At 64.2% G+C, this 25190-nt stretch carries 28 protein-coding genes and 1 other RNA gene; 9 read left to right on the top strand and 20 right to left on the bottom strand.

The window, feature by feature from the left end:
* Window positions 1-2: 2 nt before the first annotated feature.
* The gene (locus tag XH87_RS23805; protein WP_271589112.1) at window positions 3-1778 is read right to left on the bottom strand and encodes an acetolactate synthase 3 large subunit; all 1776 of its coding nucleotides are present in this window, start codon (window positions 1776-1778) and stop codon (window positions 3-5) included.
* Between the two features lie 329 nt (window positions 1779-2107).
* A complete protein-coding gene (gene miaA / locus XH87_RS23800; protein ID WP_271589111.1) occupies window positions 2108-3046 on the bottom strand; it encodes a tRNA (adenosine(37)-N6)-dimethylallyltransferase MiaA in 939 nt (312 codons plus the stop codon).
* 11 nt (window positions 3047-3057) lie between these two features.
* On the opposite strand from miaA, the gene serB reads away from it, so the two are divergent.
* Window positions 3058-3963: a phosphoserine phosphatase SerB gene (gene serB / locus XH87_RS23795; RefSeq protein WP_271589110.1), complete on the top strand. Its 906-nt coding sequence runs from the start codon at window positions 3058-3060 to the stop codon at window positions 3961-3963.
* A 120-nt stretch (window positions 3964-4083) separates the two neighbouring features.
* Here serB and XH87_RS23790 read toward each other — a convergent pair whose 3' ends face one another.
* The 11 genes from XH87_RS23790 to XH87_RS23740 all read right to left on the bottom strand — a co-directional run bounded on the left by XH87_RS23790 (window position 4084) and on the right by XH87_RS23740 (window position 13727).
* On the bottom strand, window positions 4084-5601 hold the full coding sequence (locus tag XH87_RS23790; RefSeq protein ID WP_158670851.1) for a Do family serine endopeptidase: 1518 nt from the start codon (window positions 5599-5601) through the stop codon (window positions 4084-4086).
* Between the two features lie 144 nt (window positions 5602-5745).
* Complete coding sequence (locus XH87_RS23785) at window positions 5746-5952, bottom strand: DUF2065 domain-containing protein (protein WP_035700309.1); 207 nt, start codon at window positions 5950-5952, stop codon at window positions 5746-5748.
* Window positions 5953-6024: 72 nt separating this feature from the next.
* Complete coding sequence (gene hflC / locus XH87_RS23780; RefSeq protein ID WP_035700311.1) at window positions 6025-6921, bottom strand: protease modulator HflC; 897 nt, start codon at window positions 6919-6921, stop codon at window positions 6025-6027.
* Window positions 6918-8054, bottom strand: coding sequence for an FtsH protease activity modulator HflK (gene hflK / locus XH87_RS23775; RefSeq protein WP_035700314.1), 1137 nt, complete (start codon window positions 8052-8054; stop codon window positions 6918-6920). Before hflK ends, hflC begins: the two co-directional genes overlap by 4 nt.
* Before the next feature lie 152 nt (window positions 8055-8206).
* Window positions 8207-8716, bottom strand: coding sequence for a dihydrofolate reductase (locus XH87_RS23770; protein WP_271589109.1), 510 nt, complete (start codon window positions 8714-8716; stop codon window positions 8207-8209).
* Window positions 8716-9201 (bottom strand): GNAT family N-acetyltransferase, encoded by a 486-nt coding sequence (locus XH87_RS23765; RefSeq protein WP_271589108.1) that lies wholly within the window; start codon window positions 9199-9201, stop codon window positions 8716-8718. The genes XH87_RS23770 and XH87_RS23765 overlap by 1 nt, the downstream gene beginning before the upstream one ends.
* A gap of 5 nt (window positions 9202-9206) precedes the next feature.
* Entirely contained in the window at window positions 9207-10001 is a 795-nt protein-coding gene (locus XH87_RS23760) for a thymidylate synthase (protein WP_035700322.1), read from the bottom strand.
* A 206-nt stretch (window positions 10002-10207) separates the two neighbouring features.
* Complete coding sequence (locus XH87_RS23755) at window positions 10208-11722, bottom strand: tripartite tricarboxylate transporter permease (protein ID WP_271589107.1); 1515 nt, start codon at window positions 11720-11722, stop codon at window positions 10208-10210.
* A gap of 7 nt (window positions 11723-11729) precedes the next feature.
* The gene (locus tag XH87_RS23750; protein ID WP_271589106.1) at window positions 11730-12491 is read right to left on the bottom strand and encodes a tripartite tricarboxylate transporter TctB family protein; all 762 of its coding nucleotides are present in this window, start codon (window positions 12489-12491) and stop codon (window positions 11730-11732) included.
* Between the two features lie 94 nt (window positions 12492-12585).
* Complete coding sequence (locus XH87_RS23745) at window positions 12586-13116, bottom strand: chromate transporter (RefSeq protein ID WP_271589105.1); 531 nt, start codon at window positions 13114-13116, stop codon at window positions 12586-12588.
* Complete coding sequence (locus XH87_RS23740) at window positions 13113-13727, bottom strand: chromate transporter (protein ID WP_271589104.1); 615 nt, start codon at window positions 13725-13727, stop codon at window positions 13113-13115. The genes XH87_RS23745 and XH87_RS23740 overlap by 4 nt, the downstream gene beginning before the upstream one ends.
* Window positions 13728-13811: 84 nt before the next feature.
* Here XH87_RS23740 and ssrA point away from each other — a divergent pair.
* From ssrA to feoB, 7 genes are all read left to right on the top strand, one after another.
* Window positions 13812-14179: a transfer-messenger RNA gene (gene ssrA, locus XH87_RS23735) on the top strand.
* A 114-nt stretch (window positions 14180-14293) separates the two neighbouring features.
* Window positions 14294-14812, top strand: a complete 519-nt coding sequence (locus tag XH87_RS23730) for an SspB family protein (RefSeq protein WP_271589103.1) — start codon at window positions 14294-14296, stop codon at window positions 14810-14812.
* A gap of 89 nt (window positions 14813-14901) precedes the next feature.
* Window positions 14902-16329, top strand: coding sequence for a class II fumarate hydratase (gene fumC, locus XH87_RS23725; protein ID WP_271589167.1), 1428 nt, complete (start codon window positions 14902-14904; stop codon window positions 16327-16329).
* A 276-nt stretch (window positions 16330-16605) separates the two neighbouring features.
* The gene (locus tag XH87_RS23720; protein ID WP_271589102.1) at window positions 16606-16794 is read left to right on the top strand and encodes a DUF4169 family protein; all 189 of its coding nucleotides are present in this window, start codon (window positions 16606-16608) and stop codon (window positions 16792-16794) included.
* On the top strand, window positions 16791-17042 hold the full coding sequence (locus tag XH87_RS23715) for a ribbon-helix-helix domain-containing protein (protein ID WP_025038043.1): 252 nt from the start codon (window positions 16791-16793) through the stop codon (window positions 17040-17042). Before XH87_RS23720 ends, XH87_RS23715 begins: the two co-directional genes overlap by 4 nt.
* A gap of 115 nt (window positions 17043-17157) precedes the next feature.
* Window positions 17158-17433, top strand: coding sequence for a FeoA family protein (locus tag XH87_RS23710; protein WP_035700342.1), 276 nt, complete (start codon window positions 17158-17160; stop codon window positions 17431-17433).
* Window positions 17434-17470: 37 nt separating this feature from the next.
* Entirely contained in the window at window positions 17471-19342 is a 1872-nt protein-coding gene (feoB, locus tag XH87_RS23705) for a ferrous iron transporter B (protein WP_271589101.1), read from the top strand.
* Between the two features lie 517 nt (window positions 19343-19859).
* Here the strand turns inward: feoB and XH87_RS23700 are convergent.
* Complete coding sequence (locus XH87_RS23700; protein WP_271589100.1) at window positions 19860-20615, bottom strand: outer membrane protein; 756 nt, start codon at window positions 20613-20615, stop codon at window positions 19860-19862.
* Between the two features lie 162 nt (window positions 20616-20777).
* Window positions 20778-21044: a hypothetical protein gene (locus XH87_RS23695; protein ID WP_035700352.1), complete on the bottom strand. Its 267-nt coding sequence runs from the start codon at window positions 21042-21044 to the stop codon at window positions 20778-20780.
* A gap of 284 nt (window positions 21045-21328) precedes the next feature.
* Here XH87_RS23695 and XH87_RS23690 point away from each other — a divergent pair, with 284 nt between their 5' ends.
* Window positions 21329-21667 carry a GNAT family N-acetyltransferase gene (locus XH87_RS23690; protein ID WP_271589099.1) on the top strand — a complete coding sequence of 113 codons (339 nt, stop codon included), beginning with the start codon at window positions 21329-21331 and terminating at the stop codon, window positions 21665-21667.
* A gap of 93 nt (window positions 21668-21760) precedes the next feature.
* Here the strand turns inward: XH87_RS23690 and XH87_RS23685 are convergent, their stop codons facing one another.
* From XH87_RS23685 to soxC, 5 genes are all read right to left on the bottom strand, one after another.
* A complete protein-coding gene (locus tag XH87_RS23685) occupies window positions 21761-22246 on the bottom strand; it encodes a YkgB family protein (protein ID WP_035700355.1) in 486 nt (161 codons plus the stop codon).
* 168 nt (window positions 22247-22414) lie between these two features.
* On the bottom strand, window positions 22415-22732 hold the full coding sequence (locus XH87_RS23680; protein WP_158671335.1) for a hypothetical protein: 318 nt from the start codon (window positions 22730-22732) through the stop codon (window positions 22415-22417).
* A gap of 45 nt (window positions 22733-22777) precedes the next feature.
* Window positions 22778-23248, bottom strand: a complete 471-nt coding sequence (locus tag XH87_RS23675) for a DUF302 domain-containing protein (RefSeq protein WP_271589098.1) — start codon at window positions 23246-23248, stop codon at window positions 22778-22780.
* Window positions 23249-23255: 7 nt separating this feature from the next.
* Window positions 23256-23804, bottom strand: a complete 549-nt coding sequence (locus tag XH87_RS23670; RefSeq protein ID WP_271589097.1) for a c-type cytochrome — start codon at window positions 23802-23804, stop codon at window positions 23256-23258.
* Complete coding sequence (soxC, locus tag XH87_RS23665; protein WP_271589096.1) at window positions 23791-25062, bottom strand: sulfite dehydrogenase; 1272 nt, start codon at window positions 25060-25062, stop codon at window positions 23791-23793. The genes XH87_RS23670 and soxC overlap by 14 nt, the downstream gene beginning before the upstream one ends.
* Window positions 25063-25190: the final 128 nt, after the last annotated feature.

Below are 25190 nucleotides of genomic sequence, written 5' to 3'. Positions count from 1 at the left end.
CCTCACACCAGCGCCTTGCCGCCGGCGAACGCCTTGGCCGTCGCTTCGTCGTTGGCCTGCTCCGGCAGCAGCATCTCGTTATGTGCCTTGCCGGAGGGGATCATCGGGAAGCAGTTTTCGAGCGCGGCGACGCGGCAGTCGAACAGCACGGGGCGCCTGACCGAGATCATTTCCCTGATGGCGCCCTCGAGATCGGCAGGCTTGTGCACCTGGAGGCCGACGGCGCCGTAGGCTTCCGCCAGCTTGACGAAATCCGGCAGCGCCTCCGAGTAGGAATGCGACAGGCGGTTGCCATGCAGCAGCTGCTGCCACTGCCGCACCATGCCCATGTACTGGTTGTTCAGGATGAAGATCTTGATCGGCAGCTCGTACTGCACGGCCGTCGACATCTCCTGCATCGTCATCTGCACCGAGGCATCGCCCGCGATGTCGATGACGAGGCTGTCGGGATGGGCAACCTGCACGCCGACCGCGGCCGGCAGGCCATAGCCCATGGTGCCGAGACCGCCCGATGTCATCCAGCGATGCGGCTCCTCGAAGCCGTAGAACTGTGCCGCCCACATCTGGTGCTGGCCGACCTCGGTCGTGATGTAGGTGTCCTTGCCGCGCGTCGCCTCGAACAGGCTCTGGATCGCGTGCTGCGGCAGGATGACGTCGTTGCTCTTCTTGTAGTAGAGCGAGTTGCGGGCGCGCCATTGCGCGATCTGCTGCCACCAAGACTTGATGTCGGGCTTCTTCGCCTCCGCCTTGAACACCTGGAGAATGTCGCCGAGGATGTTGCCGCAATCGCCGATGATCGGCACGTCGACCCGGATGTTCTTGTTGATCGAGGACGGATCGATGTCGATGTGGATCTTCTTCGAGCCCGGGGAGAACGCATCGACGCGGCCGGTGATGCGATCGTCGAAGCGCGCGCCGACGCACAGCATGACGTCGCAATCATGCATGGTCATGTTGGCTTCGTAGGTGCCGTGCATGCCGAGCATGCCGAGCCAGTTCTTGCCTGACGCCGGATACGCACCGAGGCCCATCAGGGTGGAGGTGATCGGAAAACCGGTGACCTCGACCAGCTCGCGCAGCAGCTTGGTGGCTTCAGGACCGGAATTGATGACGCCGCCGCCGCTGTAGATCACCGGGCGCTTGGCGCTCGCGAGCAGCGCCACGGCCTTGCGGATCTGCGTCGCATCGCCCTTCACGCGCGGCGCATAGGAGCGGTGCACGTCGGACTTGCGCGGCGGATGATAGGTGCCGGTCGCGAACTGCACGTCCTTGGGAACGTCGACCAGCACCGGGCCGGGACGGCCGGAGGTCGCGACATAGAAGGCTTCGTGCAGCACCTTGGCCAGATCGTTGACGTCGCGCACCAGCCAGTTGTGCTTGGTGCAGGGACGCGTGATGCCGACGGTGTCGCATTCCTGGAAGGCATCGTTGCCGATCAGATGCGTCGGCACCTGGCCGGAGATGCAGACCAGCGGAATGGAGTCCATCAGCGCGTCGGTGAGCGGCGTCACCATGTTGGTGGCGCCGGGGCCGGAGGTCACCAGCGCGACGCCCGGTTTGCCGGTCGAACGCGCATAGCCTTCGGCGGCGTGGCCCGCGCCCTGCTCGTGGCGGACCAGGATGTGCTGGACCTCGCTCTGCTGGAAGATCTCGTCGTAGATCGGAAGCACCGCGCCGCCGGGATAGCCGAAGATGTCGGTCACGCCGTGATCGATGAGCGCGCGGACGATCATTGCGGCGCCGGTCATCTGGTTCGGATCGTGGCTCTTGTCGCTCATTGGCTTGCTCCGGATGCGCTGTTGGCAGCGGCTTCGTTCGTGTCGGGTTCGGGAAATAAAAAAGGCCCCGAAGAGGGCCCATGCACACCGCCTGTCTTGTGGATGGCAGCTAGCCACCCCCGGCGGTGTGCCTGGGTACGACGGCGATAAGGAGTTTGGCAATAATGTTACGCATGGCGGGCGCTCGGCTTCCCAAAGGTTGCGCGAAACATAGCGGCCAAAGCCCGGATGTCAAGGCAATGCGGCCGTTCCCGCGCGATTTTGGCAGTGTAGCGGTGTTCCCGTGGTTCGGCGAGAGGTAAATTCCGGGAACCACGCACAAAAGCGCGTCAACCCGGGCTCGCCACATTCACGATCGCCGCGAGCGCTCCCCTTGCCTCGTCCGGCCTCACCCATTCGAAATCCGGCAATTGGTGCCGGAACCAGGTGAATTGCCGCTTGGCGTAATGGCGGGTGTCGGCGCGCCCAATGCTGGCGGCTTCCTCCAGGCTGAGCTCGCCGCGCAGATGGCGGATCAAGGCCGGCACGCCATGGGCTTTCATGGCCGGCAGCAGCGGATCGAGGTGTCTCGCGGCGAGCCGCTCGACTTCCCTCAACGCGCCGGCTCCCAACATGGCGTCGAAGCGGGCATCGATGCGGGCATAGAGCTCGTCCCGTTCGGGCGCGAGAAACACCGCGCGAAAACTGTCCTTCGGCAGCAGCGGTGGCTGCCCCTCCCGGTGCCAGTCGAGCAGCGAACGCCCGGTTGCCTCGATCACCTCGAGCGCGCGCGCAATCCGCGTGCGGTCGCGCAGGTTCAATCGCTCGGCCGCACCGGGGTCACGGCGCGCAAGTTCCGCGTGCAAGGCCTCGACGCCGTTGCAGTCCAGCCGCGCGCGCACATCGTCGCGCACCTCGGCAGGGATTGGCGGCACCACGGAGAGGCCGACCGTCAGCGCCTTGAAATAGAGCCCGGTGCCGCCGATGAAAATCGGCAGACGGCCTCGAGCCCTTGCTTCATCGAGCGCCTTCGCCGCGTCGCCGACCCAGACACCGGCCGAAAAATTCACGGATGCATCGACATGGCCATAGAGACGATGCGGCACGAGCGCCTCATCCGCCCCAGTTGGCCGTGCCGTGATGATGCGGAGGTCGCGGTAGACCTGCATGGAATCGGCATTGATGACGGTACCACCGGTGGCGCGCGCAAGCTCGAGCGCCAGCGCCGACTTGCCGCTGGCGGTCGGGCCTGCGATAAGCACGGCCTTGCTTGAACGCTCCTCGCTCACGAAAACCTCAAATGTCCCTCGTTGCCACGCTGATCTGCAACCCCGACAATCCCGCGCTCGACTCGACCATCGTCGACGGCGCCCGCGCCGTGCTGCCACAAGCGGCGCCCGCGCACTGGCTGTTCGACGGGGTTGCGGTCGACATCCCCTTCGGCGCCGACAGTAACCTCGAAGGCGACCGTCACGCCATCGAGCAACGGCTCCGCGAGCTCCGCGGCGACCTGCCCATCGACATCGTCGTGCAGCCTGTTGGCTTCAGGCGCAAGAAGCTTTTTCTCGCCGACATGGATTCCACCATGATCGGCCAGGAATGCATCGATGAGCTCGCCGATTTCGTCGGGGTGAAGGCGCATGTCGCCGCGATCACCGAGCGCGCGATGCGCGGCGAGATCGAGTTCGAGCCGGCGCTGCGCGAGCGCGTTGCGCTGCTCAAGGACCTGCCCGCCAGCGCGGTCGACGAGGTGCTGGCCAGGCGCATCACGCTGACGCCGGGCGGCGGCACACTGGTCGCGACCATGCGCGCGAACGGCGCCTACACCTGTCTCGTCTCCGGCGGATTCACGCTGTTCACGAGGGCGGTCGCCGCCAGGATCGGCTTTCAGGAGAACCGCGCCAACGAGCTCGTCGTGCGCGACGGCAAGTTCACGGGCGAAGTGAAGGAGCCGATCTTGGGCCGCGCCGCGAAGCTCGCGACGCTGGTGGATTTGATGGAGTCGTTCGATCTCGACGACATTGACTCGGTCGTGGTCGGCGACGGCGCCAACGATCTCGCCATGATCCAGGCGGCGGGGCTGGGCGTCGCCTATCACGCCAAGCCGGCCGTGGCGGCTGCGGCAGCAGCGCGGATCGATCATGGCGATCTCACCGCGTTGCTCTATGCGCAGGGGTATCGGCGGGACGAGTTCGTGGGGGGATAGATTTTTCTCTCCGTCGTTCCGGGGCGATGCGAAGCATCGAACCCGGAATCTCGAGATTCCGGGTCTGGTGTTTGCGCACCATCCCGGAATGACAGCGGGTGTGGGGCCAAGAAGGCGCGGCTACTGCACGCTCAGCGCGACGAATCGCAGCTCGCCCTCGCCGTTGGAGACCAGCAGCAGCACCGATTTCTTGCCGTCCTTCTTGAGCTGATCGACTCGCTTCTGGATGTCGGTACCGCTCGACACCGCCTCCTGTGCCACCTCGACGATGACGTCGCCGGCGGACAGGCGCTTCTCGGCGGCGTCCGAATTGGCGTCGACGTTGGTAACGACCACGCCCTTGACGCTGTCCTTGATCTTGTAGCGCGTGCGCAGATCCTTGTTCAGCGTCGCGAGATCGAGGCCAAGCGCCTTCTGCGTCACCGGCTTCTCCGGCGCCGGCTCGTCGGTCTTCACCGCGGCCTGCACCTTGTCGGGATCCTGGAGGCGGCCCAGCGTGACCTTCTTGGTCTCTTCCTGCCCCTTGCGGATGACGACGACGTCGACCTCCTTGCCGACCGCCGTGTCGGCGACGACGCGGGACAGGTCCTTCGGATCCTTGACGTCCTTGCCGTCGAACTTGACGACGACGTCGCCGGGCTCGATGCCGGCGGGCTTGGCCGGGCCCTTGTCGTCGACGCCGGCGACCAGCGCTCCGCGCGCGGGCTTGATGTTGAGACTCTCGGCAATCTCGTCAGTGACGCTCTGGATGCGCACCCCAAGCCAGCCGCGGCGCAACTCGCCGAACTGGCGGAGCTGGTCGACGACGCCCACCACCGTCTTCGACGGCACGGCGAAGCCGATGCCGATCGAGCCGCCGGAAGGGGAGATGATCAGCGTGTTGACACCGATGACGTCGCCATCGAGGTTGAACAGCGGACCGCCGGAATTGCCCCGATTGATGGAGGCGTCGGTCTGGATGTAGCTGTCATATGGTCCCGACGAGATGTCGCGGTTCTTGGCCGAAACGATGCCGGCGGTCACCGTGCCTCCCAGGCTGAAGGGGTTGCCGATCGCGACCACCCAGTCGCCGAGGCGCAGCTTGTCGGAGTCGCCGAACTTGACCGCGACCAGCGGCTTCGGCGGCTTGATCTTGAGCACGGCGAGATCGGTCTTCTTGTCGACGCCGACCAGCTCGGCCTTGATCTTGGTGCCGTCGTTGAGGATGACGTGGATCTCGTCGGCGTCCGCAATGACGTGGTTGTTGGTGACGACGACGCCCGATGGGTCGATGATGAAGCCGGAGCCGAGCGAGTTGGTCTTGCGCGGCGGGTTGTTGTCGCCGCCCTTGCTGCCGCCACCGGGACCCCGGCGGTTCTTGAAGAAGTCGTCGAAGAACTCCTCGAACGGCGAGCCGGGCGGCAGTTGCGGCATGGTGTTGGTGCCGCCGCCCTTGGCCTCGACCGTCTGCGAGGTCGAGATGTTGACGACCGCGTCAATCACCTTCTCGGCGACGTCGGCGATGCCATCCGGTCCGCGCGCATGGGCCGGCGTGCCGAACGCGCTGAAAGCACTGACGGCGAGCGCGGCCAGCCCAATTCGCACACCAAGTCTCGCGCAACGGCGCGAGCGGGACGGGGCAGTGGTGGCAGCGGTCATTGTGATCTCCAGACAAGGGGAATTCGGCGCCAGACTGCGCTCGAACGGGGGCACGGCGCAAGCGCGGAGCTTGACGGGCCTCAAGACCTCGATAATACGGCGAAAACCAGTCTGGCGCCTTCACTTTGGCGTTGGGCCCGATGCCTAAATCGGACGCCGCATAACCCAGATCAGGACCAGACCCGCGACGGCCGAGCCGATCCCAACGGCCCGCAGGATGTTGTCCGGCGTGGCAATGGCGCTCTTCATGGCTTTGCGCATCCAGCTGGGACTGGCCGCAAACATCAAGCCTTCCAGCACGAACAGGATGCCCAGGCCGATGAGGAAGTCGGCGAACGCAATGGACCTCATCGGAATGGAACCTCCCGTCGTACTGTTCTTTGTCTGGACAAAGGGCGGCCAGACCGGCCGCCCTTGTCTAGCTTACGGCTTGGCCGGCGTCTCGGTTGCCATCTTGCCGGACGGACTACCGAAGTACCGGAAGAAATCCGAGTCCGGCCGCAGCAGGAAGCGGGTATCGTTCGAACGCAGCCCGTTCTCATAGGCCGTCATCGACCGGTAGAAGGCGAAGAAGTCGGCGTCCTTGCTGTAGGCTTCCGCAAACAGGCGGTTGCGCTCGGCATCGCCCGCACCGCGGGTCTGCTCGGCCTGCGAATTGGCTTCTGCGATGATCACGGTTGCCTCGCGGTCGGCCTTGGACTTGATCTCCTGCGCCTTCTGACCGCCCTGCGCGCGGAACTCCGCAGCCTCGCGCTCGCGCTCGGTCTTCATGCGCTGGTAGACCGCCTGGCTGTTCTGCTCCGGCAGGTCGGCGCGGCGAATCCGGACGTCGACGACCTGGATACCGTAGCCGTCGGCCTCGCGATCGAGCTGGTCGCGGATGCGCTGCATCAGCTTCTCGCGGTCGTCACGCACCACGTTGATGAAGGTGACCTCGCCGAGCACGCGGCGCAGCGCCGCGTTCAAGAGCGTGGTGAGCTGGATGTTCGCGGCCTGGATCGAGCCGACGCTCTGATAGAAGCGCAGCGCGTCCTTGATGCGGTAGCGCGCGAAGGCATCAACCACGAGACGCTTCTGGTCGGACGCGATCGCTTCCTGCGAGGGGTTCTCCAGGTCGAGGATGCGCTTGTCGATATTGATCACCGAATTCCATGGCGCCTTGAAATGCAGGCCGGGCGCGGTGACGACGTCGACGGGCCTGCCGAACTGGAGCACGATGGTCTGCTCGGTCTGCTGCACCGTGAACAGCGACATGTAGCCCACGATCACGACGAGCAGGAGGGCGAGCAGCGTGACGAAACCTGTGACCGGAGACCTCATCGGTTGCCTCCGCTCGACTGCGGACCGGTGGTGGGCGGCCGCTTGGCCGACAGTTCGGGAAGCGGCAGGTAGGGCACGACGCCCTGGCCCGAGGGGCCGCCGTCATAGACGAGCTTGTCCGCGCCCCCGAGCACGCGCTCCATCGTCTCCAGGTAGATCCGTTCACGCGTCACGTCGGGCGCCTTCTTGTATTCGTCGTAGACTTTCAGGAAGCGCGCGCTCTGGCCCTTGGCCTCGGCGACCGCCTGCTCCTTGTAACCTTCGGCATCCTGCAGGATCTTGGCGGCACGTCCGCGCGCCTGCGGCACGACCTGGTTGGCGTAGGTCTGCGCTTCGTTCTGCAACTGCTCCTGATTGGCGCGGGCCGCCTGGACGTCGCGGAAGGCATCGATCACCTGCGCCGGCGGATCGACCTTCTGCATCTGCACCTGGGTGATGAGGATTCCCGACCCGTAGCTGTCCAGAGTCTTCTGGATCAGCTCCTGCACGCCCTGCTCGGTGACGTTGCGCGCTCCGGTCAGGATCGGCTGGATCTGGGACCGGCCGATCACCTCGCGCATCGCGCTTTCGGCGACCGCCTTCACGGTGCCCTCGGGATTCTGGATGTTGAAGAGGAAGTCACCGACGCCGTCCGGCTTGATGCGCCAGAGCACGGTGAAATCGACGTCGACGATGTTCTCGTCGCCGGTCAGCATCAGACTTTCTTCCGGCACGTCGCGAATGGAGCGGCCGCGCCGTGCAGGGTCCTCGATCAGCGTCATGCCGATGGAGGTGGTGTTGACGCGCAGCGCCTTGGGCAGCAGCACGGTCTCGATCGGATAAGGCAGATGATAGTTCAGGCCCGGCTGCACGGTGCGGACATGCTTGCCGAAGCGCAGCACCACGCCGAGCTCTTCGGACTGAACGCGGAAAAAGCCCGACAGCAGCCAGAACGCGACGATCAGCAGGATGATCAGCGTGATGCCAACGCCGGAGAAATAGCCGCCCGGCATGATCTGCTGGAGGCGGTCCTGGCCGCGCCGCAGAAGATCCTCCAGATCCGGCGGCCTCGGCCCGACCGGTTGCGGGCCTGAGCCCCATGGTCCCTTTGGACCCGAGCCCCATGGGCCACCGCCCTGATTCTTCCACGGCATTCTGTGCTCTCCTCGGCAGGGTGGAATGCCCCCGCCCGCTTTGTCCGGTCCGGCTTTATAGGGGACAGGCAGGTCCCTTACAACGCAGCCCGGACCATCATTCGAGCTATGCTTGGGCACGAAAAAGTCAATGTAAACATTGACGAAAGCGGTTAATGGCCGCGCCGCCGACGATATGTCACATAGGAGAAGTCAGCGCTGTCGTCGGGGCCGGCAGGATGGAGGATGCGCTCAATCTCGTCCCACTCCGCCTTGTCGATGTCGAAATGCGTGTCGCCTTCGGGCCGTGCGTGGACTTCGGTGATTTCGAGGCGGTCGGCGCGATCGAGCCATTGCCGGAAGATCTCGGCCCCGCCGATCACCGCGATCTCGGTGACCGAACGCCGCAGGGCGTCACCAAGCGCAACCGCGCCTGCATCCGCGGCGGATGTCGTGACGATGGCCCCGCTGGCGCGATAAGCCGCATCGCGCGTGATCACGATATTGGTGCGGTTCAGCAACGGCCGGGGCAGGGATTCGAAGGTCTTGCGGCCCATGATCACCGGCTTGCCGATGGTGAGCGCCTTGAAGCGCGCCATGTCGGACTTCAATCGCCACGGCATCGCATTGCCCGCGCCGATGACGCCATTCTCCGCGATCGCAACGACGAAAACGATCTCCATCAGGCAGAGCTCCCGGCAAGCCGCTCCAGCGCGGGACCCGTGACGCGGCACAGCGTCCAGTCGTCCATCATGACCGCGCCGAGCGACTTGTAGAACGCGATCGAGGGCACGTTCCAGTCGAGCACCGCCCATTGCAGGCGCGACCAGCCGTTCTCGACGCATTCCCTGGCGAGATAGACCAGCAGCGCCTTGCCGAGACCCCTGCCCCGATGCGACGGCCGCACGTACAGATCTTCGAGATAGATGCCGCGGCGGCCGCTGAAGGTGGAGAAATTCGTGAACCACACCGCGAAGCCGACCGGCTCACCATTCCACTCGGCGATCGCGCAATAGAGTTGCGGCCTTTCACCGAACAGCGCGTCGGCGATGTCAGCCTCGGTCGCCTCCACCTCGTGCGAGAGCTTTTCGTAATCGGCAAGCTCGCGGATGAAGGAGAGAACGAGCCCGGCTTCTCCGGGCTGCGCACGACGAATGGCCAACGACATCGGCGCTAGACCGCGACTTCCGCCTTGATGTGCGGATGCGGATCGTAGCCGACGAGCTCGAAATCCTCGAAGCGGAACGAGAAGATATCCTTCACCTCAGGATTGATCCGCATCACCGGCAGCGGGCGCGGCGCGCGGGTGAGCTGGAGCTTCGCCTGCTCCAGATGGTTGGAATAAAGATGGGTATCGCCGAGCGAGTGCACGAAGTCGCCGGGCTTCAGGCCCGTGACCTGCGCCACCATCATGGTGAGCAACGCATAGGATGCGATATTGAAGGGCACACCGAGGAAGACGTCGGCCGAGCGCTGATAGAGCTGGCACGACAGCTTGCCGTTCGCGACATAGAACTGGAACAGCAGGTGGCAGGGCGGCAGCGCCATCTTCTCGACGTCGGCCGGATTCCAGGCGGTCACGATCAGCCGGCGCGAATCGGGGGTGCGCTTGATCATGTCGATGACATTGGCGATCTGGTCGATGCTACGCCCGTCGGCTGTAGGCCAGGAGCGCCATTGATGCCCGTAGACCGGGCCGAGATCGCCATTGGCGTCCGCCCACTCATCCCAGATGGTGACGCCGTTGTCGCGCAGATATTTGATGTTGGTGTCGCCCTTCAGGAACCACAACAGCTCATGCACGATCGCCTTCAGCGGCAGCCGCTTGGTGGTCAGCATCGGGAAGCCGGCCGACAGATTGAAGCGCATCTGGTGGCCGAACACCGAGAGCGTGCCGGTGCCGGTCCGGTCGGTCTTCTCGGCGCCGTCTGAAAGAATCCGCTCGAGCAGGTCCTGATATTGGTGCATGTGCGACTATGCCTTTGGGAAGGCGGCGAACTTAGCGGCCGCCCCCACGCTGCAACAGCTGCGATTCGCTGTCCGCACCGATTATACCCGGAAAAGTGAGCATCCCCGGTGCAAACGACAAGGGGCGGAACTCATGTCCCGCCCTTAGCCCTACCGCCTTGATCCTGCTGCCTAAGTCGCCGAATTGCGCACCGGGACCCAGCCCCTCAGTTCTCGGATTCGGTGAACACCTCGTCACGCTTCGACCGCAACGCGGGCAGCACCGTGAGCAGCAGCAGGCTCACCGCGACCGCCAGCAGAACCGCCGACAACGGACGCGTGACGAACACGCTCCAGTCGCCCCGCGAGATCAGCAGCGCCCGGCGCAGGTTCTCTTCCATCAGCGGTCCGAGCACCATGCCGAGCAGCAGCGGCGCCGGCTCGAAATCGTGCTTGATCAGCCAATATCCGACCAGACCGAACACGCCTGCGAGGATGACGTCGACCGGTGCGTTGTTCACCGAATAGATGCCGATCGCGCAGAAGATCACGATCGAGGGGAACATCAGCCGGTACGGCACGCGCAAGAGGCGCACCCAGATTCCGACCAGCGGCAGGTTGATGATGATCAGCATCAGATTGCCGATCCACATCGAGGCGATCATGCCCCAGACGAGATCCGGCTGCTTCTGCATCACCTGCGGACCCGGCACGATGCCGTGAATGGTCATCGCGCCCACCATCAGCGCCATCACCGCGTTCGGCGGGATGCCGAGCGTGAGCAGCGGGATGAACGAGGTCTGCGCCGCGGCGTTGTTGGCGCTTTCCGGTCCCGCCACGCCCTCGATCGCGCCGCGGCCGAACCGCGACGGGTTCTTGGCCAGCTTCTTCTCGAGCGTATAGGCCGCGAACGACGCGATGACCGCGCCGCCGCCGGGCAGAATGCCGAGGATCGAGCCGAGCACCGTGCCGCGCAGGATGGGCGGCGTCGAGTCGACCAGATCCTTCCTGGTCGGCATCAGGCCGGTGATCTTCTGCTGGACGAGGTCGCGGTTCATCTCGGCGCCATGGTCGAGATTGCGGATGATCTCGGCAAAGCCGAACACGCCCATCGCCACCGTCGCAAAGCCGAGACCGTCGGCGAGTTCCGGAATGTTGAAGGCCATGCGCGAGGCGCCGGTCTCGATGTCCGAGCCGACCATCGACAGCAAGAGACCGAGCACGATCATGGCGATCGCCTTCAGCACCGAGCCCTTGGCCAGCACCACCGCAAAGATCAGGCCGAGCACCATCAGCGAGAAATACTCGGCCGGGCCGAACGCCAGCGCGAGCCTCGTGAGCGGCGCGCCGAGGATGGCAATCAAGACGGTCGCGACGCAGCCGGCGAAGAACGAGCCGATCGCGGCGATCGCCAGCGCCGGGCCGGCGCGGCCCTGCTTGGCCATCTGGTGCCCGTCGATGGCGGTGACCACCGATGTCGCCTCGCCTGGAATATTGACCAGGATCGACGTGGTCGAGCCGCCATATTGCGCACCGTAATAGATGCCGGCGAGCATGATCAGCGCGCCGACCGGCGGCAGTCCGAAGGTGATCGGCAGCAGCATCGCGACGGTCGCGATGGTGCCGATGCCCGGGAGCACGCCGACCAGCGTGCCGACGAGGGCGCCGATCAGGCACATCAGCAGGTTGATCGGGGAGAACGCGACGGCGAAGCCGTGAGCGAGGTTGGCAAAGATATCCATCACGCCCTCACTGGATCAGGAAACGCGGAAACATCGGCATCGGCAGCCCGAGCACATATGGGAACAGGATGGCGCATCCAAGCGTCAGGCAGGCGCCGACGATGGCCGCTTCCAGCCAGCGCGTCTCGTGCGACCCGGTCGCCGCGATCATGAAGCTCGCAAAGGCCGTGACCACGAGGCCGAGCGATCGAATCGACAGGGCGAAGAAGAGGATCGCCGCCATCACGAACAGCGGTCCGCGCCAAGAATAATGGGCGAGCGCCGCTCCCTCCGTCATGAGGCCCGTCAACGCGATGCCGGCCGACAGGGCAACCAAGAGCCCACCGAACATGCGTGGTGCGGTGCCCGCACCAAAGGAGAAGCCATGCATGCCCTGCAAGTCGCTCCCTGCCCACAACGCGAACAGAGCAAGCGCCATGAGAACGACGCCGCCGACATAGTCTTGCGCCGAGCGGATCGTCATGAACAGCGTGAGGATCGCCACCACGAACAGCGGATAGGAATAGATCAGCGCCAGCAGCACCTCGGACGACACCTTCTTGGTGCCGCCGCCGAACGATCCGAAGATGGCACTGGGCGCGCCGGCGAGCAGCGCCGTCACATGGCTGGCGACCACCGTCGCCGGGCCGCGGCCGGCCCCCCAGCCGAAGATCGTTCCGATCGACCAGATAAATTCGAAGATCTGCGGCGCAATCGCCAGCAGACAAAAGCCGACCACCAACCGGGTATTTCGGGTGGCTGTCGCTGAGTGGCCCATCGTGTCGGCCATGCCTGTCTCCTCCGCGACCCGTAAGTCACGAGCACTGTTGTTCTAAATCGGCTGGAAAGGGATCCCCGCCCGGATCACTGCCTAGCGATTTTCATCACACAATGCCAGCGAAACCCAACACGCCACCGGCGAGCAGGAGCCACAGTGGATTGATGCGCGAGACGGATGCCATCACCGCGACTATTGCCGTCAGGAGCAGTGCAGCAATGCTGCGATCGGTCGACTGGGCCAGAATCAGGGCACTCGCGGCCATCAAACCGATCGAGAGCGGAACCAGTGCAGCCTGGATCAGGCCGGGCCAGCGCGATTGGCTGGGGCGGTTCAGGAGTCGGCTGACATAATAGGCAAGTAGCGCCGTCGGCAGGCACATCGCCAGCGTCGCCGCCAGCGCACCGGGGATGCCCGCGACGGCATAGCCGATTAACGTCACGATAAGCACGTTCGGACCCGGCGAGAGTTGCGCGATGGCATAGGCGTCGGTGAACTGCTTGTCGGTCATCCATTGATGCACCTCGACCGCGATGCGGTGCATCTCCGGGACCGCCGCCGCGGCCCCGCCGACGGCGAACAGCGACATCAGACCGAAGGTGGAGATCAGCGCCCAGATCGGGCTGTAGTCGGTCATGCTGTTACTTTCCGCCGCAGGAAATAAGTGACGCCGACACTGACGGGGATTGCGACCAGCAACACCGCCTGGAGCGGCAGGCGAAGCACGCCGATGGCGAGGAACACGCCGAGCATCAGGATCAGCGCGAGGGGATCCGTCCGCCTGAGCAGCGGCGTCATCATGCGGAAGACCACCGCGATCAGGAGGCCGACCGCCGCGCAGGAGATGCCGGCCAGGATTCGGCGCAGCACCTCGAGTTCGCCGAAACGGGCATAGGCGATCGCAAGCACCATCATGATCAGCGTCGGCGGCAGCAACAGCCCGGTAAAGGCGGCAACACCGCCGGCGATGCCGCGCAGCCGCGATCCGAACACCATCGATAGGTTGACGATGTTGGGCCCTGGCAGGAAGTGGCAGAGCGCAAAGGTCTCGTTGAACTCGTCCGCCGTCATCCAGCGGTGCTGCTCGACGATCGCCCGCCGGGCAAACACCAGGACGCCGCCGAAGCCGGCCAGCGACATCCGAGCGAAGGCCAGAAACAGCGCGAGCAGGCCGGGCGGAGGGGCCCCGGCAGGAAAATCCGGCTTCTGATCTGATTTTTGGCCGGCCAGCGCTGAATTGTCGGACATGTCAGAAGCTTAGAACGCCGCCCGTCACGCGGCCAAGTCCGGCAGGAACCTATCCAAAGGGAACCGCAGGATCGCGCTTCCAAGCCTCTGTTTTTTGGGACCTTTGCCCCCTATATTGGGGGCGCCGGTTCGCCGGCTATGGAAATAAACGGTCGTCGCAATAAACCATTCGGACCCGGGGGCGGTACCCGGCGCCTCCACCAAAGCCCACCCATCGGGCGAGCCCGAAGCTGAGCTTTGGCGGGGGCGAAATAGGATCGACGAGGGCGTAAAGGGCGTACTTTTTCCCGGTATTGTTCCGCCGTTATCGGGCTACTGCAATAGTTGCCAACGACAACTTTGCTCCGGTTGCTCAGGCTGCGTAACGCAGTTTGAAAGACCAACTTAAAGTCCTAGCGGGTTAAGCTCCGCTAGGCGGGGTTCGGAGGCACCTGGCAACAGAAGCCTCCACTTTGCTCTTTGAATTCTTCCCCGGCGGACTCCTGCTCACCCGTCAGGCGCGGTATTATTGCGGCTTGGCGAGTCGGGCCGGCAGGGTCCGGCTTCGGGAATGCAACAGGACCACCATGGCGACCGATCATATCCGATACGATGTGCTGGCCCGCGACGCGCTGCGCGGCGTGCTGCGGAAGGTGCTGACCGATGCCGCGGCCCATGGCCTGCCCGGCGAGCATCATTTCTTCATCACCTTCGTGTCGAAGGCCGAAGGCGTGAAGCTGTCGCCGCGACTGCTCGCGCAATATCCGGAAGAGATGACGATCATCCTCCAGCACCAGTTCTGGGACCTGACCGTGCTCGAGGACCGCTTCGAGGTCGGCCTGTCCTTTGGCGGCATTCCGGAGCGGCTGGTGGTGCCGTTCAGTGCCATCAAGAGCTTCCTCGATCCGTCCGTGAAGTTCGGCCTCCAGTTCGACACCTCCGACGTCGCCGAGGTCTCGCCCGAGAAGCTGCCGGCGGCGCCCGCGCCATCGGCTGTATCGATGCCGGCGCCTGCCGCGGAAGAGGCGGAAGCTACGGATGAGCCGACCCCGCCGAGCCAGGGCGGCGCCGAGGTTGTGCGGCTCGATCGTTTCCGCAAGAAATGATCTAGGTTGGGCCCGAGCCGGTCGCACACGGCGAAACTCTCTATATAGAGAAGCACATGAAAAGGCCGCGCGGCTTTTCGCGCGGCAGAATGGATGTGCTCATGGCCAAGACGACCCGCCCCTCACGCTCCGCGACCCGCATCGAAACCGACAGCTTTGGCCCCATCGAGGTCCCGGCCGATCGCTATTGGGGGGCCCAGACCGAACGCTCGCGCCAGAATTTTCGCATCGGCACCGATCGCATGCCGATCTCGCTGGTGCATGCCCTCGGCATCGTCAAGCTCGCCGCCGCGCAGTCCAACCTCGAGCTCGGCCTGCTCGACCAGCGCCGCGCCAAGGCCATCATCCGCGCCGCGCGCGAGGTGATCGAAGGCAGGCTGGACGATCATTTTCCGCTTGTCGTGTGGCAGACCGGCTCCGGCACGCAGAGCAACATGAACCTCAACGAGGTGATCGCCAACCGCGCCAATGAGCTGCTCGGCGGCGAGCTTGGCGCCAAGAAGCCGGTGCATCCCAACGATCATGTCAACATGAGCCAGTCGTCGAACGACTCGTTTCCGACCGCGATGCACATCGCGGCCGCAAGCCGCATCAACGCCGATCTCGTCCCTGCTCTCGGCGAATTGCTCCGCGCGCTGCGCAAGAAGGAGAAGGAGTTTTCGAAGATCGTCAAGATCGGCCGCACCCACACCCAGGATGCGACGCCCCTGACCCTGGGCCAGGAGTTTTCCGGCTACGCCGCGCAGGTCGAAAGCGGCATCGCCCGGCTCAAGGTCGCGGTGAAGGAGCTCTATCCGCTGGCGCAGGGCGGCACCGCCGTCGGCACCGGCCTCAACTCGAAGCCGCGCTTTGCAAAACTGTTCGCAAGGCACGTGGCCGGGATCACGAAGCTCCCCTTCACCAGCGCCGCCAACAAATTCGAGGCGCTGGCATCGAACGACGCCTATGTGCTGGCACACGGCGCCATCAATTCGGTCGCGACCGGCCTGTTCAAGATCGCCAACGACATCCGCCTGCTCGGCTCCGGCCCGCGTTCGGGCCTCGGCGAGTTGATCCTGCCGGAGAACGAGCCGGGCTCCTCGATCATGCCCGGCAAGGTCAATCCGACCCAATGCGAGGCGATGACCATGGTGTGCTGCCAGGTGTTCGGCAATCACACCGCCATCACCATCGCCGGCAGCCAGGGCCATTTCGAGCTCAACGTCTACAAGCCCGTGCTCGCCTACAACATGCTGCACTCGATCCGCCTGATGGCGGATGCCGCGCGCTCATTCACCGAACATTGCGTCAGCGGCATCCGCGCCGACGAAAAGCGCATAAGTGAGCTGATGCAACGCTCACTGATGCTGGTGACGGCGCTGGCGCCGAAGATCGGCTATGACAACGCGGCCAAGGTCGCCAAGACGGCGCATGCCAATGGCACCACGCTGAAGGAGGAGGCGCTGCGGCTCGGCTTCGTCTCGGCCGACGAGTTCGACCGTCTGGTGCGCCCCGAGAAGATGACCAGCCCGGGATAGATTCCGAATTCCGACAGTCATCCGTAATGATACGGACCCTCGGCGGTCAGAAATATGCGGCTTTGGGGGCGGGATTTGATTACCGTCAATGTTGCGGCGGCGCGGCGTGTTACGCAGTTCTTCTGCCCTCGACGGGCGAAATTCATCGTTTGATGGCCCAAGGGGCCGATTGACGAGGACGAGCGAATGGCGATCAAGTCTTGTGGGGCGCAACGCGGCACCCTGTTTCTGAATGTTTCATCCTGCCTGATGAGGATCGGATGATGGAGACACGGCATGGGGAACGTCATCAACCTGAATCGCTTCAGGAAGCGCGCCGAGCGGGAAGCCTCGGCGAAGCGGGCGGACGCCAACCGGGCGAAATTCGGGCGCACGAAGGCGGAACGGTCGGCGGAGGAGAAGCGGGCGGACCAGGCCAAGGAGCATCTGGACCAGCACCGGATCGATCGCGAGGAGCAGCCATGAAGTCGCCCGTCGTGAAACGGTCGATTGTCGTCGCCGGGCACAAGACCAGTGTCAGCCTGGAAGAGGCGTTCTGGAACGGCATGAAGGAGATCTCCGGCCTGCGCAACATGACGTTGTCCGAGCTGGTCGGCGAGATCGACAACAACCGCCAGCAAGGCAATCTGTCATCGGCGATCCGTCTGTTCGTCCTGGACTACTTCAAGAGCCGCGCCATGGCCGCCCAGCCGGACAAGGTCCCGGCCCAATAGCCGTCGGGGGCGCCCTCGACGGCGCCCCGGTCTCCGCACTTTAAAATCACTCTAAGGTGCAGCTTCGGCGGGCGTGCGCGCTTGACCTCAATGCCTTGCGTTGAAAATACAGGGCATGACCGACACCACTGACACGCGTTCGCACATGCCGCTGGGTCTGGCCCAGCGCGGCTATACCGGCGTCATCCAGCACCTTTCCGCCAAGGAGGCGGGCTCGGCGCTCTCGGACGTCGAGCTCGAGAGCCGCCTGATCGAGCTCGGCTTCGTCGAGGGCGCCCGGGTCGAGATCTTGCACGAGGGGCTGGTCGGACGCGACCCAATCGCTGTGCGGGTCGACAGCATCACGATCGCGGTCCGCCGTCGCGAAGCCATGGCCATCATCGTCGCCTAGATCGCGACGGGACGCCTCATCCCGGGCCCTTGATCACATGGAACTACCCCTGCTGCATCTCGCCCTGGTGGGCACGCCAAACAGCGGCAAGACCTCGCTGTTCAACGCCCTGACCGGCAGCCGGCAGAAAGTCGCGAATTATCCCGGCGTCACCGTCGAGCGCAAGGAAGGCTTCTTCGTCACCCCGCTCGGACGCCAGGTCTCGGTGGTCGACCTGCCCGGCACCTATTCGCTGCGCGGCCGCAGCCCGGACGAGGAGATCACCCGCGATTTCGTGCTCGGCAAGGCATCCGGCGAGACGGTGCCAGATCTCGTGCTGTGCGTCGCCGATTCCACCAATCTGCGCCTGACCATCCGCCTGCTGCTCGAGCTCAAGCGCACCGGACGGCCGATGATCCTCGTGCTCAACATGTTCGACATCGCCAGCCGCCGCGGCATCACTGTCGATGTCGAGCGGCTCGCCAAGGAGCTCGGCGTGCCGGTGGTCACCTCGATCGCGGTGCGCAAGGGCGGTACGGCCGATCTGCTCGGGCTGACCGATGAGATCTCGGCGAAGCTTGCCACTGAACCCCAGGAGAACAGCTGGCGCGCACTCAGCGTCAGCGAATTGCGCGCGACCCAGCGCGAGGCTGACCGCATCATCGCCGATTGCGTCAGCCTGCCTGCCAGGCCCGACACCTGGACGGCGCGGATCGACGCCGTGGTGCTGCACCCCGTGGGCGGCCTCATCGTGCTGGCGCTGATCCTGTTCGTGATGTTCCAGGCGGTGTTCGCCTGGGCGCAGCCGCTGATGGAGCTGCTCAATTCCGGCTTCGACGCGCTCGGCGAGCTCGTCCACGACACCCTGCCCGCCGGCCTGTTGCAGAGCTTCCTGCAGAACGGCGTGATCTCGGGCGTCGGCAGCGTCATCGTGTTCCTGCCGCAGATCATCATCATCTTCCTGTTCATCCTGCTCCTGGAAGATTTCGGCTACATGGCCCGCGCCGCGTTCCTGATGGACCGCATCATGGGCGGCGCCGGGCTGCACGGCCGCGCCTTCATCCCGCTGCTGTCGAGCTTTGCCTGCGCCATTCCCGGCATCATGGCGACGCGCGTGATCGACAACAAGCGCGACCGGCTGACCACGATCCTGATCGCGCCGCTGATGACCTGCTCGGCGCGCATTCCGGTCTACACGCTGATCATCTCCGCCTTCATTCCGGCCAAGGACGTCTGGGGCTTCATCAACCTCCAGGGCCTCGTGATGTTCGGACTCTATGCAGCCGGCATCATCAGCGCGCTTGCCGTCTCGTTCATGATCAAGTTCTTCATGCTGCGCGACTACGCGCCGGCGCCGTTCATGCTGGAGCTTCCCGACTACAAGATGCCGCGGCTGAAATCGATCGCGATCGGGGTCTATACCCGCGCCAAGATGTTCCTGTACCGCGCCGGCACCACGATCTTCTCGATGATGGTGCTGATCTGGTTCCTGGCCTCGTTCCCGCAGCCGCCGGCAGGCGCGACCGAGCCGGCGATCGATTTCAGCCTCGCTGCGATGATAGGCAAGGCGCTGGAACCGCTGCTCGCACCTGTTGGATTCAACTGGCAGATCGCGGTGGCGCTGATCCCCGGCATGGCGGCGCGCGAGGTCGCGGTCGCAGCGCTCGGCACCGTCTACGCGATCGAAGGCGGCAAGGAAGCGGCCGAGCAGATCGGCCAAGTGCTGGCGACCAAATGGTCGCTCGCAACCGCCCTGTCGATGCTGGCCTGGTATATCTTCGCCCCGCAATGCGCCTCCACGCTGGCCGTGATCCGGCGCGAGACCGGAAGCTGGACCTGGATGGCCGTGACCTTCAGCTACATGCTGGTGCTGGCCTATGCGGCGAGCCTCGTGACGTACAACGTCGCGGTCGCGCTGGGGGCGGGGTAGCCCCTCTCAATCAAAAACTGCGAAAACAACCCCATGCACAGTAGACGGGGGCTGTGAAATCAATGGGTTACGCGTAGACCAAGAAATCATTCGACCGTAGCCCCTGATGGAGCGGAAAGCGAAGTCCGGGGCCGCGCCTCAAATGCAGGAATTCCCGGTTTGCGCGGAGCCCGTCATCGGGCGGCGCTTCGCGCCGACACGGTAAGTCCATCCGGCCCAGGGCCGCGGGCCGAAATTCGGAAAAATCCGGATGCTTTCAGTCTGCCCGCCGAATGCCGGCAATTATTGCGGAAGCTAAAGCCCCTCACAAGATTGGGCCTCCGGCTTTCGCGTTCCCTCGGAGACATGCCGTACATGCCGAGCCATTGTTCGATCAAACTCGGCGTTGCCGGCCTTCAGCGATGATCCGGACGCCGATTCGCGTGGCATCTATTCGTACAAGGTGCAGACATCGCCCTGGCAGCGAAAAAAGGCCCCGGTCAATGCCGGGGCCTGAGTTCACTGGGAAGACCTGAGATCAATAGCGAGCCGCGACCGGCGCACCGTAACCGCCGAAGCGGTAGTTCAATCGAAGCGTGACCATGTCCACATCCTGGCTGATCCCGCTGCCGGTGAGCGTGAATCCTCCGGGCGTGACCACGCCTGCGAAGCCGAAATTGTCGCTGCCCATCCAGAGATGGTCATACTCGATGCCGAACGACCAGTTCGGCGTGAAGCCGTATTCCCAGCCGACGCCCAGGGCGCCGCCCCAGCGCGTGTGACCTGCCGAGGCAAGGCCGACGCCGGTGAGGTTGTTGAAGATGTCGAAGCGATTGCGCGTCACTGCGGCGCCGCCCTTGACGTAGAACAGCGAGGCATTCCATGCCCAGCCGAGTTGCGCCGTGAACAGCCCGATGGCGTCGATCTTGCCCGTCGTCGAGATTGCCGGATCAATCAAGCTGACGCGCGTGTTCTTGATCTCGGCCCAATCGCCCTGCGCTTCCAGGCCGAGCACAAACTGGTTGGTTTGCCAGCGGTAGCCGATTTGGCCACCCACGAGACCGCCGGAGCGATCGGCGCAACCAGCAGCGAGCGTCCCTGCCGGTGTGACGAAATCCACGCAACCATGGCTTTGCCCCCAGCCTCCGTTGGCGCCAATGTAGAAGCCACTCCAATTGTAGAGCGCCACGACTGGCGCAGGCGGCGGCGCCTTGACGGCCATGTCGGCCGCCATGGCCGGAGCCGTCATACCCAGCGCCGCGAAGCCGATCGCAGCCATCGAAAGCTTTCTCATCGTTTCATCCCCTTTGCTCAAATATCTTCCTTCAGAAGCGCGCCCCTATGCATGCTGGCGTGCATAAGCGTTGCGAACACCCTGAAGTTTATGCGCGAGAGGCATTTCCTCCCGTATCAAAATGGCAACACTCAAGGGCAATTGCTGTGCACGGTAGCGGGGTTAGTCGCCAGTCAAAGTTCCGGGCGCTGCGTCGCGGCCCTGCTCCTCGGCAAGCCAGGCAGCGATGCCGGATGCCGGTATGAGCCGCCGGGGAAGGTGGGGATTGATCGTGCCCGCGAAGACCGCGAGGCCCTCGTCGAGTTTCGCACGCGCGAACAGCTTGGCCTCCGCCTCTGTCGCAAACGTCTTCGTCTCGCGCGGGCTCCGCTGTCTCAAAAGCAGGCCCCGCCTTCGCACTTCAAACGTGACATACCAAGTCGAGATCATCGCGCACACACCGAGATGGCACCAGTCCCTACTGTCGCGTTGTGGTGCGGCTGTCATCGGCGTGCTTGATTCAAATCAAGCTGCTGCGCGAGCACCGACACGCGGGGCAGGATACCCGTAGCCGGCACTGAGCATCGGTTGAAAGGGGAACGATGGCCCCATCGATTGCAACCACACCAAGATCACGAGCGGCTCCAACGCGGCGAGCTGCTCGATGGATCGTTTCAGCACCGACAGACTAACCGCCGAAAGGGGTGAAGGAGCACCACCGCGCCGAGCCCGTGATGCTACATTTCGATGCGGAGGTGTCCCGTCAACTCGGCGGCGTGCGCTTGGCCGAGACAACGAAGGACTATCTCGACGTCAACATGCCGCATTGGGACCGGTATGACTTTGGGCTGTGGGCGCTGCAAACGAGCGACGGCTCGCTTGCTGGACGAGCGGGCCTCCGGCACATCCTGGTGGATGACAGCGACGAGATCGAGATCGCCTACGCGTTCACGCGCAGTCTCTGGGGGCAGAAATTTGCCGGTGAGATCGCGACCGCGATGACGCGCATCGGACTTGAGCCGAGCACGAACCGGCACGGCGAGGACGTCGTGATTTACCGCATCCGGCGGTGAGGGCTCCCGAGGGGGCTGGAAGCCGATACCACTTCTCTTCTCGCAGCTCAGCCCGGGATAACGGCCGCTTCGCCAAAACCTCGACGGCGTGACTCAGTCGGCGCGCAGCCGAACGAGCGATCGCGGCAACGAGGCGAGGAATAGCACCGCGCAAACACACAGCAGGACGATGTCCTTGAACAGGAACTCGCCGGTCAGATTCCACGCCATCGGATCGGATGACAGGCTCCATGTGACGACGCCCGGCGTCGTGAAGAAGAACGACCAGGTGATCGCGAAGGTCGCCACGCCCATGAGTGAACCGAGGGCGGACAGGATCGGGCTGAATGCGCCGGCTGCGAGCAGCGCCGCAATCACGAACTCGGAGACACCAAGAAAATAGGCCTCTCCCCTCAAGCCGAACACAGACAGCCAGGAAATGAACGGACTATTGGTGATGAACTGGGCGATGCCCTGTGCCGATTGCAGCGTGAATTTCTGCATTCCAAACGACACGAAGATGATCACCATGACCCAGCGAAGAATGGCAAGAGGACGATAGGACCCCCCGCCATTCTCGGCGACGTTGAATCCGTTCATGTGACGATTTCTCCCGGCTAGCGCGTTGATTGATTTGCGAACGAAACGTCCGCTGCAGGCTGTACGGCAGGGGAGCCTGCCGCATTACCGGCGGAACGGGGTTCCGCGGATCACAGCCGCGTGCAATGCGCGTACCCGCGACGAAAATCCTGCCGCGCACTCGGCCGGTCACTGCGGATCGCTGCGTCCAGTCTCCGAATCGGTCTCCGGCTCCGGGATCAGCACCGCCGGTTCGTCATAGCCTTTGCGGCTGCTGTAGAACAGCAGCGCCATCAGGCCGACGCCGACGACCAGCGAGAACACGACGCCGAGCACCAGCGCGACGTAGCCCGCCACCGGCACCTCGGTATCCGTGCTGAACCAGCCGAGGTAACCGAGCGCGACTGCGCCGGCGAGCATCGCGCACAGCACCGCGATGACCAGCCATCTGGCGAGCCTGCCGTTGCGCGGGCCGGATGGCGTGGGTTGTCCATCGGTGCTGGTCATGGAGATCTCCCGAAGGCACGTGCATCGCGCGGCCGTCGCATCACGCTACGGTGCCGTGGCCTTGGTTGCGATTGCATGCAGGGCGCCGGTCATTGCCGTGATGGCAGCCTTCGCCGGCTCGCCGACACCATGACGCCCTGCGAGATAAGCCGGGTCGTTATAGGACAGAAAGGTCGCACCTTGTTCGTCCTGCCAGACCAGCGCCTTCAGCGGCAGGTCGATGCCGATGGTCTGCGCCTGTTGCATCAATGGCGTGCCGCCCCTGGCGTTGCCGAAGATGATGAGATCGGTCGGCCGCAGCGGCAGGCCGACGGCGGCTGCGCCCGCGGCGTGATCGACGTGAGCGAACACGGTGAGGCCCTTGGCCTTCACTTCGGCCTCGAGCCGCTTCATGGTGTCTTCCGGCCCAAAAGCGCTCTTGATGGTTATGAGTCCGTCTGCGGCCATTGCCTGTGTCTCCCATGAACATGTCGCTGTGATCAGAGCGAAGATCCCGATCAGTGCCGAAAGCCTCATCACCCGCTCACTTCTTGCGGAACAATTTGGCGGGGTCGAATTCCGGCTCTGGAATGAAACCGTCGCGATTGGGCATCCTGATCTTCGGCAAGCTCGCCTTGTCCACCTTGCCGTCCGCGGGAACGATGCCATTGAGGCTCAGGATGTAGGCGGTGACGGCATAGGTCTCGTCGGCGCTGAGCGAGCCCGGCGTCGGATATGGCATCGCGCGATGAATGTAGTCGTACAACGTCGTCGCATAGGGCCAGAAGCTGCCGACGGTCTTGACCGGCATATTGGACGCGAGCGTGCCCTGCCCTCCCGCGAGGCGATCCTTGATGCCGCCCTGACCGTTGTCCCCGTGACAGACCGCGCAATTATCCGCAAAAATCTGCTTGCCCTGCGCCGCCGTGCCGCTGCCGTCAGGCAGCCCCTTGCCGTCGGGGCTGACGTCGATGTCCCACAGCTTGATCTCATCAGGCGTCGCCGGTCGGCCGAAATCGAACGCCAATGCGGGCGCGGAGAGCATGCCGGCGGTGAGGATGCCGGCGAGAAACAGCTTGTTACGCGAGGACATTGCGGACCCTCCCGGCCTCGTCGATGCTCCAGGTCTGCTGAGCGTTGTAGTGAAACAGCGCATTGGTCCCCATCGCGGCGATGAAGGACTGCCGGTCCGGCTGGACATTGCCTTGCTCGTCGGTGGAGCGGCTGACGATTCTGGTCGGCTTGCCGTCCCACACCCAATCCATCTGGAAGCGCACCTGAGCCTTCGACAGCACCGGCAGACTCAATTGCGCCTGTTTCCACGTCCTGGCGCCATCAGTCGAGATCTCGACCTTCGCGATCTTGCCATGACCGCTCCAGGCAAGGCCCGAGATGCGGTTGTAGCCTGGCTGGATCTGCATCATGCCCGAGGGCTGGGTGATGACGGAGTTGGTTTCCATCCGCAGCTGGAACTGCCGCGACTTGCCGTTTGCAAGCAGCTGTGTGTAGCGCGCCGTCTCCCAGCGCGTCATCCAGGGCGCAGTGCCGAACTTGAGGCGGCGCAGCCATTTGATGTTGAGGTTGCCTTCGAAGCCCGGCATCACGAGCCGCATCGGAAAGCCATGTGCGGGCCGGAGCGGCTCGCCGTTCTGGCCGTAGGCGACGAAAGCCTCGTTGACGATCTCCTCGGTGAGGGGAATGCTGCGGTCGACGCCTGCGCCGTCGCCGCCCTCCGCAAGCATCCAGTTCGAGCCCTTGTCCTTGGCGACGAGGTCGATCAGGAACCTGAGCGGCACGCCGGTCCATTCATTGGTGCTGACGAGGCCATGCGTGTTCTGCACCGTCAGATCGGGATCGGCCTTCTTCCAGTTTTCCCAGCCGTTGCCAGTGCACTCGATGAAAACGACGCGCGTGACCGACGGCATCCGCTTCAGATCCTCGACGCTGAAGACCAGCGGCTTCTCCACCAGGCCATGGATCAGCAGCCGGTGTTGCGCAGGATCGATATCGGGTACGCCGGAATGGCTGCGCTCGTAGTGAAGATCGGTCGGCGTGATGTTGCCGACCAACTTCTGGTGCGGTGTCTTGGAATTGATGGCATCGCTCGGGTCGACGTTGCGTTTGCCTGGCGTGGCCTCGGGGATCCGATCGAGCTTGACGAAGCGCGACCGTTCGCTGTGCGCGCCGAGATCGGCCCCGGGCCCGCGATCGGGGACGTCGGCCAGCGACTCGGCTCCGGCCGCCTCGGCCGCAGCCGCGCCCAAGATGCCTACTGACACGCCTCCAATAAAGGCGCGGCGCGATACAGGCGAGGCTCGTTGCGACGATTCGATTTGTGTCCTGGACGTCATGCGATCTCCCGTCGTAATCGTGCTTTTCGGAAATGCCGTCGGTTTCGTTCGCCGACATTTACTGAACGCTGCAGGAATTGCGCGTTAGGCTGTGTTAGAATCCATGAGCACTGGTCACCTCGCTCGCG

The organism is Bradyrhizobium sp. CCBAU 53415 (genome assembly GCF_028128735.1).
GTDB lineage: Bacteria > Pseudomonadota > Alphaproteobacteria > Rhizobiales > Xanthobacteraceae > Bradyrhizobium.
The sequence above is the reverse complement of the archived record's forward strand: the minus strand, read 5'-3'. Positions and strand labels throughout refer to the sequence as shown.

Bases quoted from the DNA above. Each gene is read 5' to 3' on its own strand.
- XH87_RS23805 (WP_271589112.1), bottom strand. From the start codon at position 1,778: ATGAGCGACAAGAGCCACGATCCGAACCAGATGACCGGCGCCGCAATG.
- serB (WP_271589110.1), top strand. From the start codon at position 3,058: ATGTCCCTCGTTGCCACGCTGATCTGCAACCCCGACAATCCCGCGCTC.
- XH87_RS23790 (WP_158670851.1), bottom strand. From the start codon at position 5,601: ATGACCGCTGCCACCACTGCCCCGTCCCGCTCGCGCCGTTGCGCGAGA.
- XH87_RS23785 (WP_035700309.1), bottom strand. From the start codon at position 5,952: ATGAGGTCCATTGCGTTCGCCGACTTCCTCATCGGCCTGGGCATCCTG.
- hflC (WP_035700311.1), bottom strand. From the start codon at position 6,921: ATGAGGTCTCCGGTCACAGGTTTCGTCACGCTGCTCGCCCTCCTGCTC.
- hflK (WP_035700314.1), bottom strand. From the start codon at position 8,054: ATGCCGTGGAAGAATCAGGGCGGTGGCCCATGGGGCTCGGGTCCAAAG.
- XH87_RS23770 (WP_271589109.1), bottom strand. From the start codon at position 8,716: ATGGAGATCGTTTTCGTCGTTGCGATCGCGGAGAATGGCGTCATCGGC.
- XH87_RS23765 (WP_271589108.1), bottom strand. From the start codon at position 9,201: ATGTCGTTGGCCATTCGTCGTGCGCAGCCCGGAGAAGCCGGGCTCGTT.
- XH87_RS23760 (WP_035700322.1), bottom strand. From the start codon at position 10,001: ATGCACCAATATCAGGACCTGCTCGAGCGGATTCTTTCAGACGGCGCC.
- XH87_RS23755 (WP_271589107.1), bottom strand. From the start codon at position 11,722: ATGGATATCTTTGCCAACCTCGCTCACGGCTTCGCCGTCGCGTTCTCC.
- XH87_RS23750 (WP_271589106.1), bottom strand. From the start codon at position 12,491: ATGGCCGACACGATGGGCCACTCAGCGACAGCCACCCGAAATACCCGG.
- XH87_RS23745 (WP_271589105.1), bottom strand. From the start codon at position 13,116: ATGACCGACTACAGCCCGATCTGGGCGCTGATCTCCACCTTCGGTCTG.
- XH87_RS23740 (WP_271589104.1), bottom strand. From the start codon at position 13,727: ATGTCCGACAATTCAGCGCTGGCCGGCCAAAAATCAGATCAGAAGCCG.
- XH87_RS23730 (WP_271589103.1), top strand. From the start codon at position 14,294: ATGGCGACCGATCATATCCGATACGATGTGCTGGCCCGCGACGCGCTG.
- fumC (WP_271589167.1), top strand. From the start codon at position 14,902: ATGGATGTGCTCATGGCCAAGACGACCCGCCCCTCACGCTCCGCGACC.
- XH87_RS23720 (WP_271589102.1), top strand. From the start codon at position 16,606: ATGGGGAACGTCATCAACCTGAATCGCTTCAGGAAGCGCGCCGAGCGG.
- XH87_RS23715 (WP_025038043.1), top strand. From the start codon at position 16,791: ATGAAGTCGCCCGTCGTGAAACGGTCGATTGTCGTCGCCGGGCACAAG.
- XH87_RS23710 (WP_035700342.1), top strand. From the start codon at position 17,158: ATGACCGACACCACTGACACGCGTTCGCACATGCCGCTGGGTCTGGCC.
- feoB (WP_271589101.1), top strand. From the start codon at position 17,471: ATGGAACTACCCCTGCTGCATCTCGCCCTGGTGGGCACGCCAAACAGC.
- XH87_RS23700 (WP_271589100.1), bottom strand. From the start codon at position 20,615: ATGAGAAAGCTTTCGATGGCTGCGATCGGCTTCGCGGCGCTGGGTATG.
- XH87_RS23695 (WP_035700352.1), bottom strand. From the start codon at position 21,044: ATGATCTCGACTTGGTATGTCACGTTTGAAGTGCGAAGGCGGGGCCTG.
- XH87_RS23690 (WP_271589099.1), top strand. From the start codon at position 21,329: ATGCTACATTTCGATGCGGAGGTGTCCCGTCAACTCGGCGGCGTGCGC.
- XH87_RS23685 (WP_035700355.1), bottom strand. From the start codon at position 22,246: ATGAACGGATTCAACGTCGCCGAGAATGGCGGGGGGTCCTATCGTCCT.
- XH87_RS23680 (WP_158671335.1), bottom strand. From the start codon at position 22,732: ATGACCAGCACCGATGGACAACCCACGCCATCCGGCCCGCGCAACGGC.
- XH87_RS23675 (WP_271589098.1), bottom strand. From the start codon at position 23,248: ATGAGGCTTTCGGCACTGATCGGGATCTTCGCTCTGATCACAGCGACA.
- XH87_RS23670 (WP_271589097.1), bottom strand. From the start codon at position 23,804: ATGTCCTCGCGTAACAAGCTGTTTCTCGCCGGCATCCTCACCGCCGGC.
- soxC (WP_271589096.1), bottom strand. From the start codon at position 25,062: ATGACGTCCAGGACACAAATCGAATCGTCGCAACGAGCCTCGCCTGTA.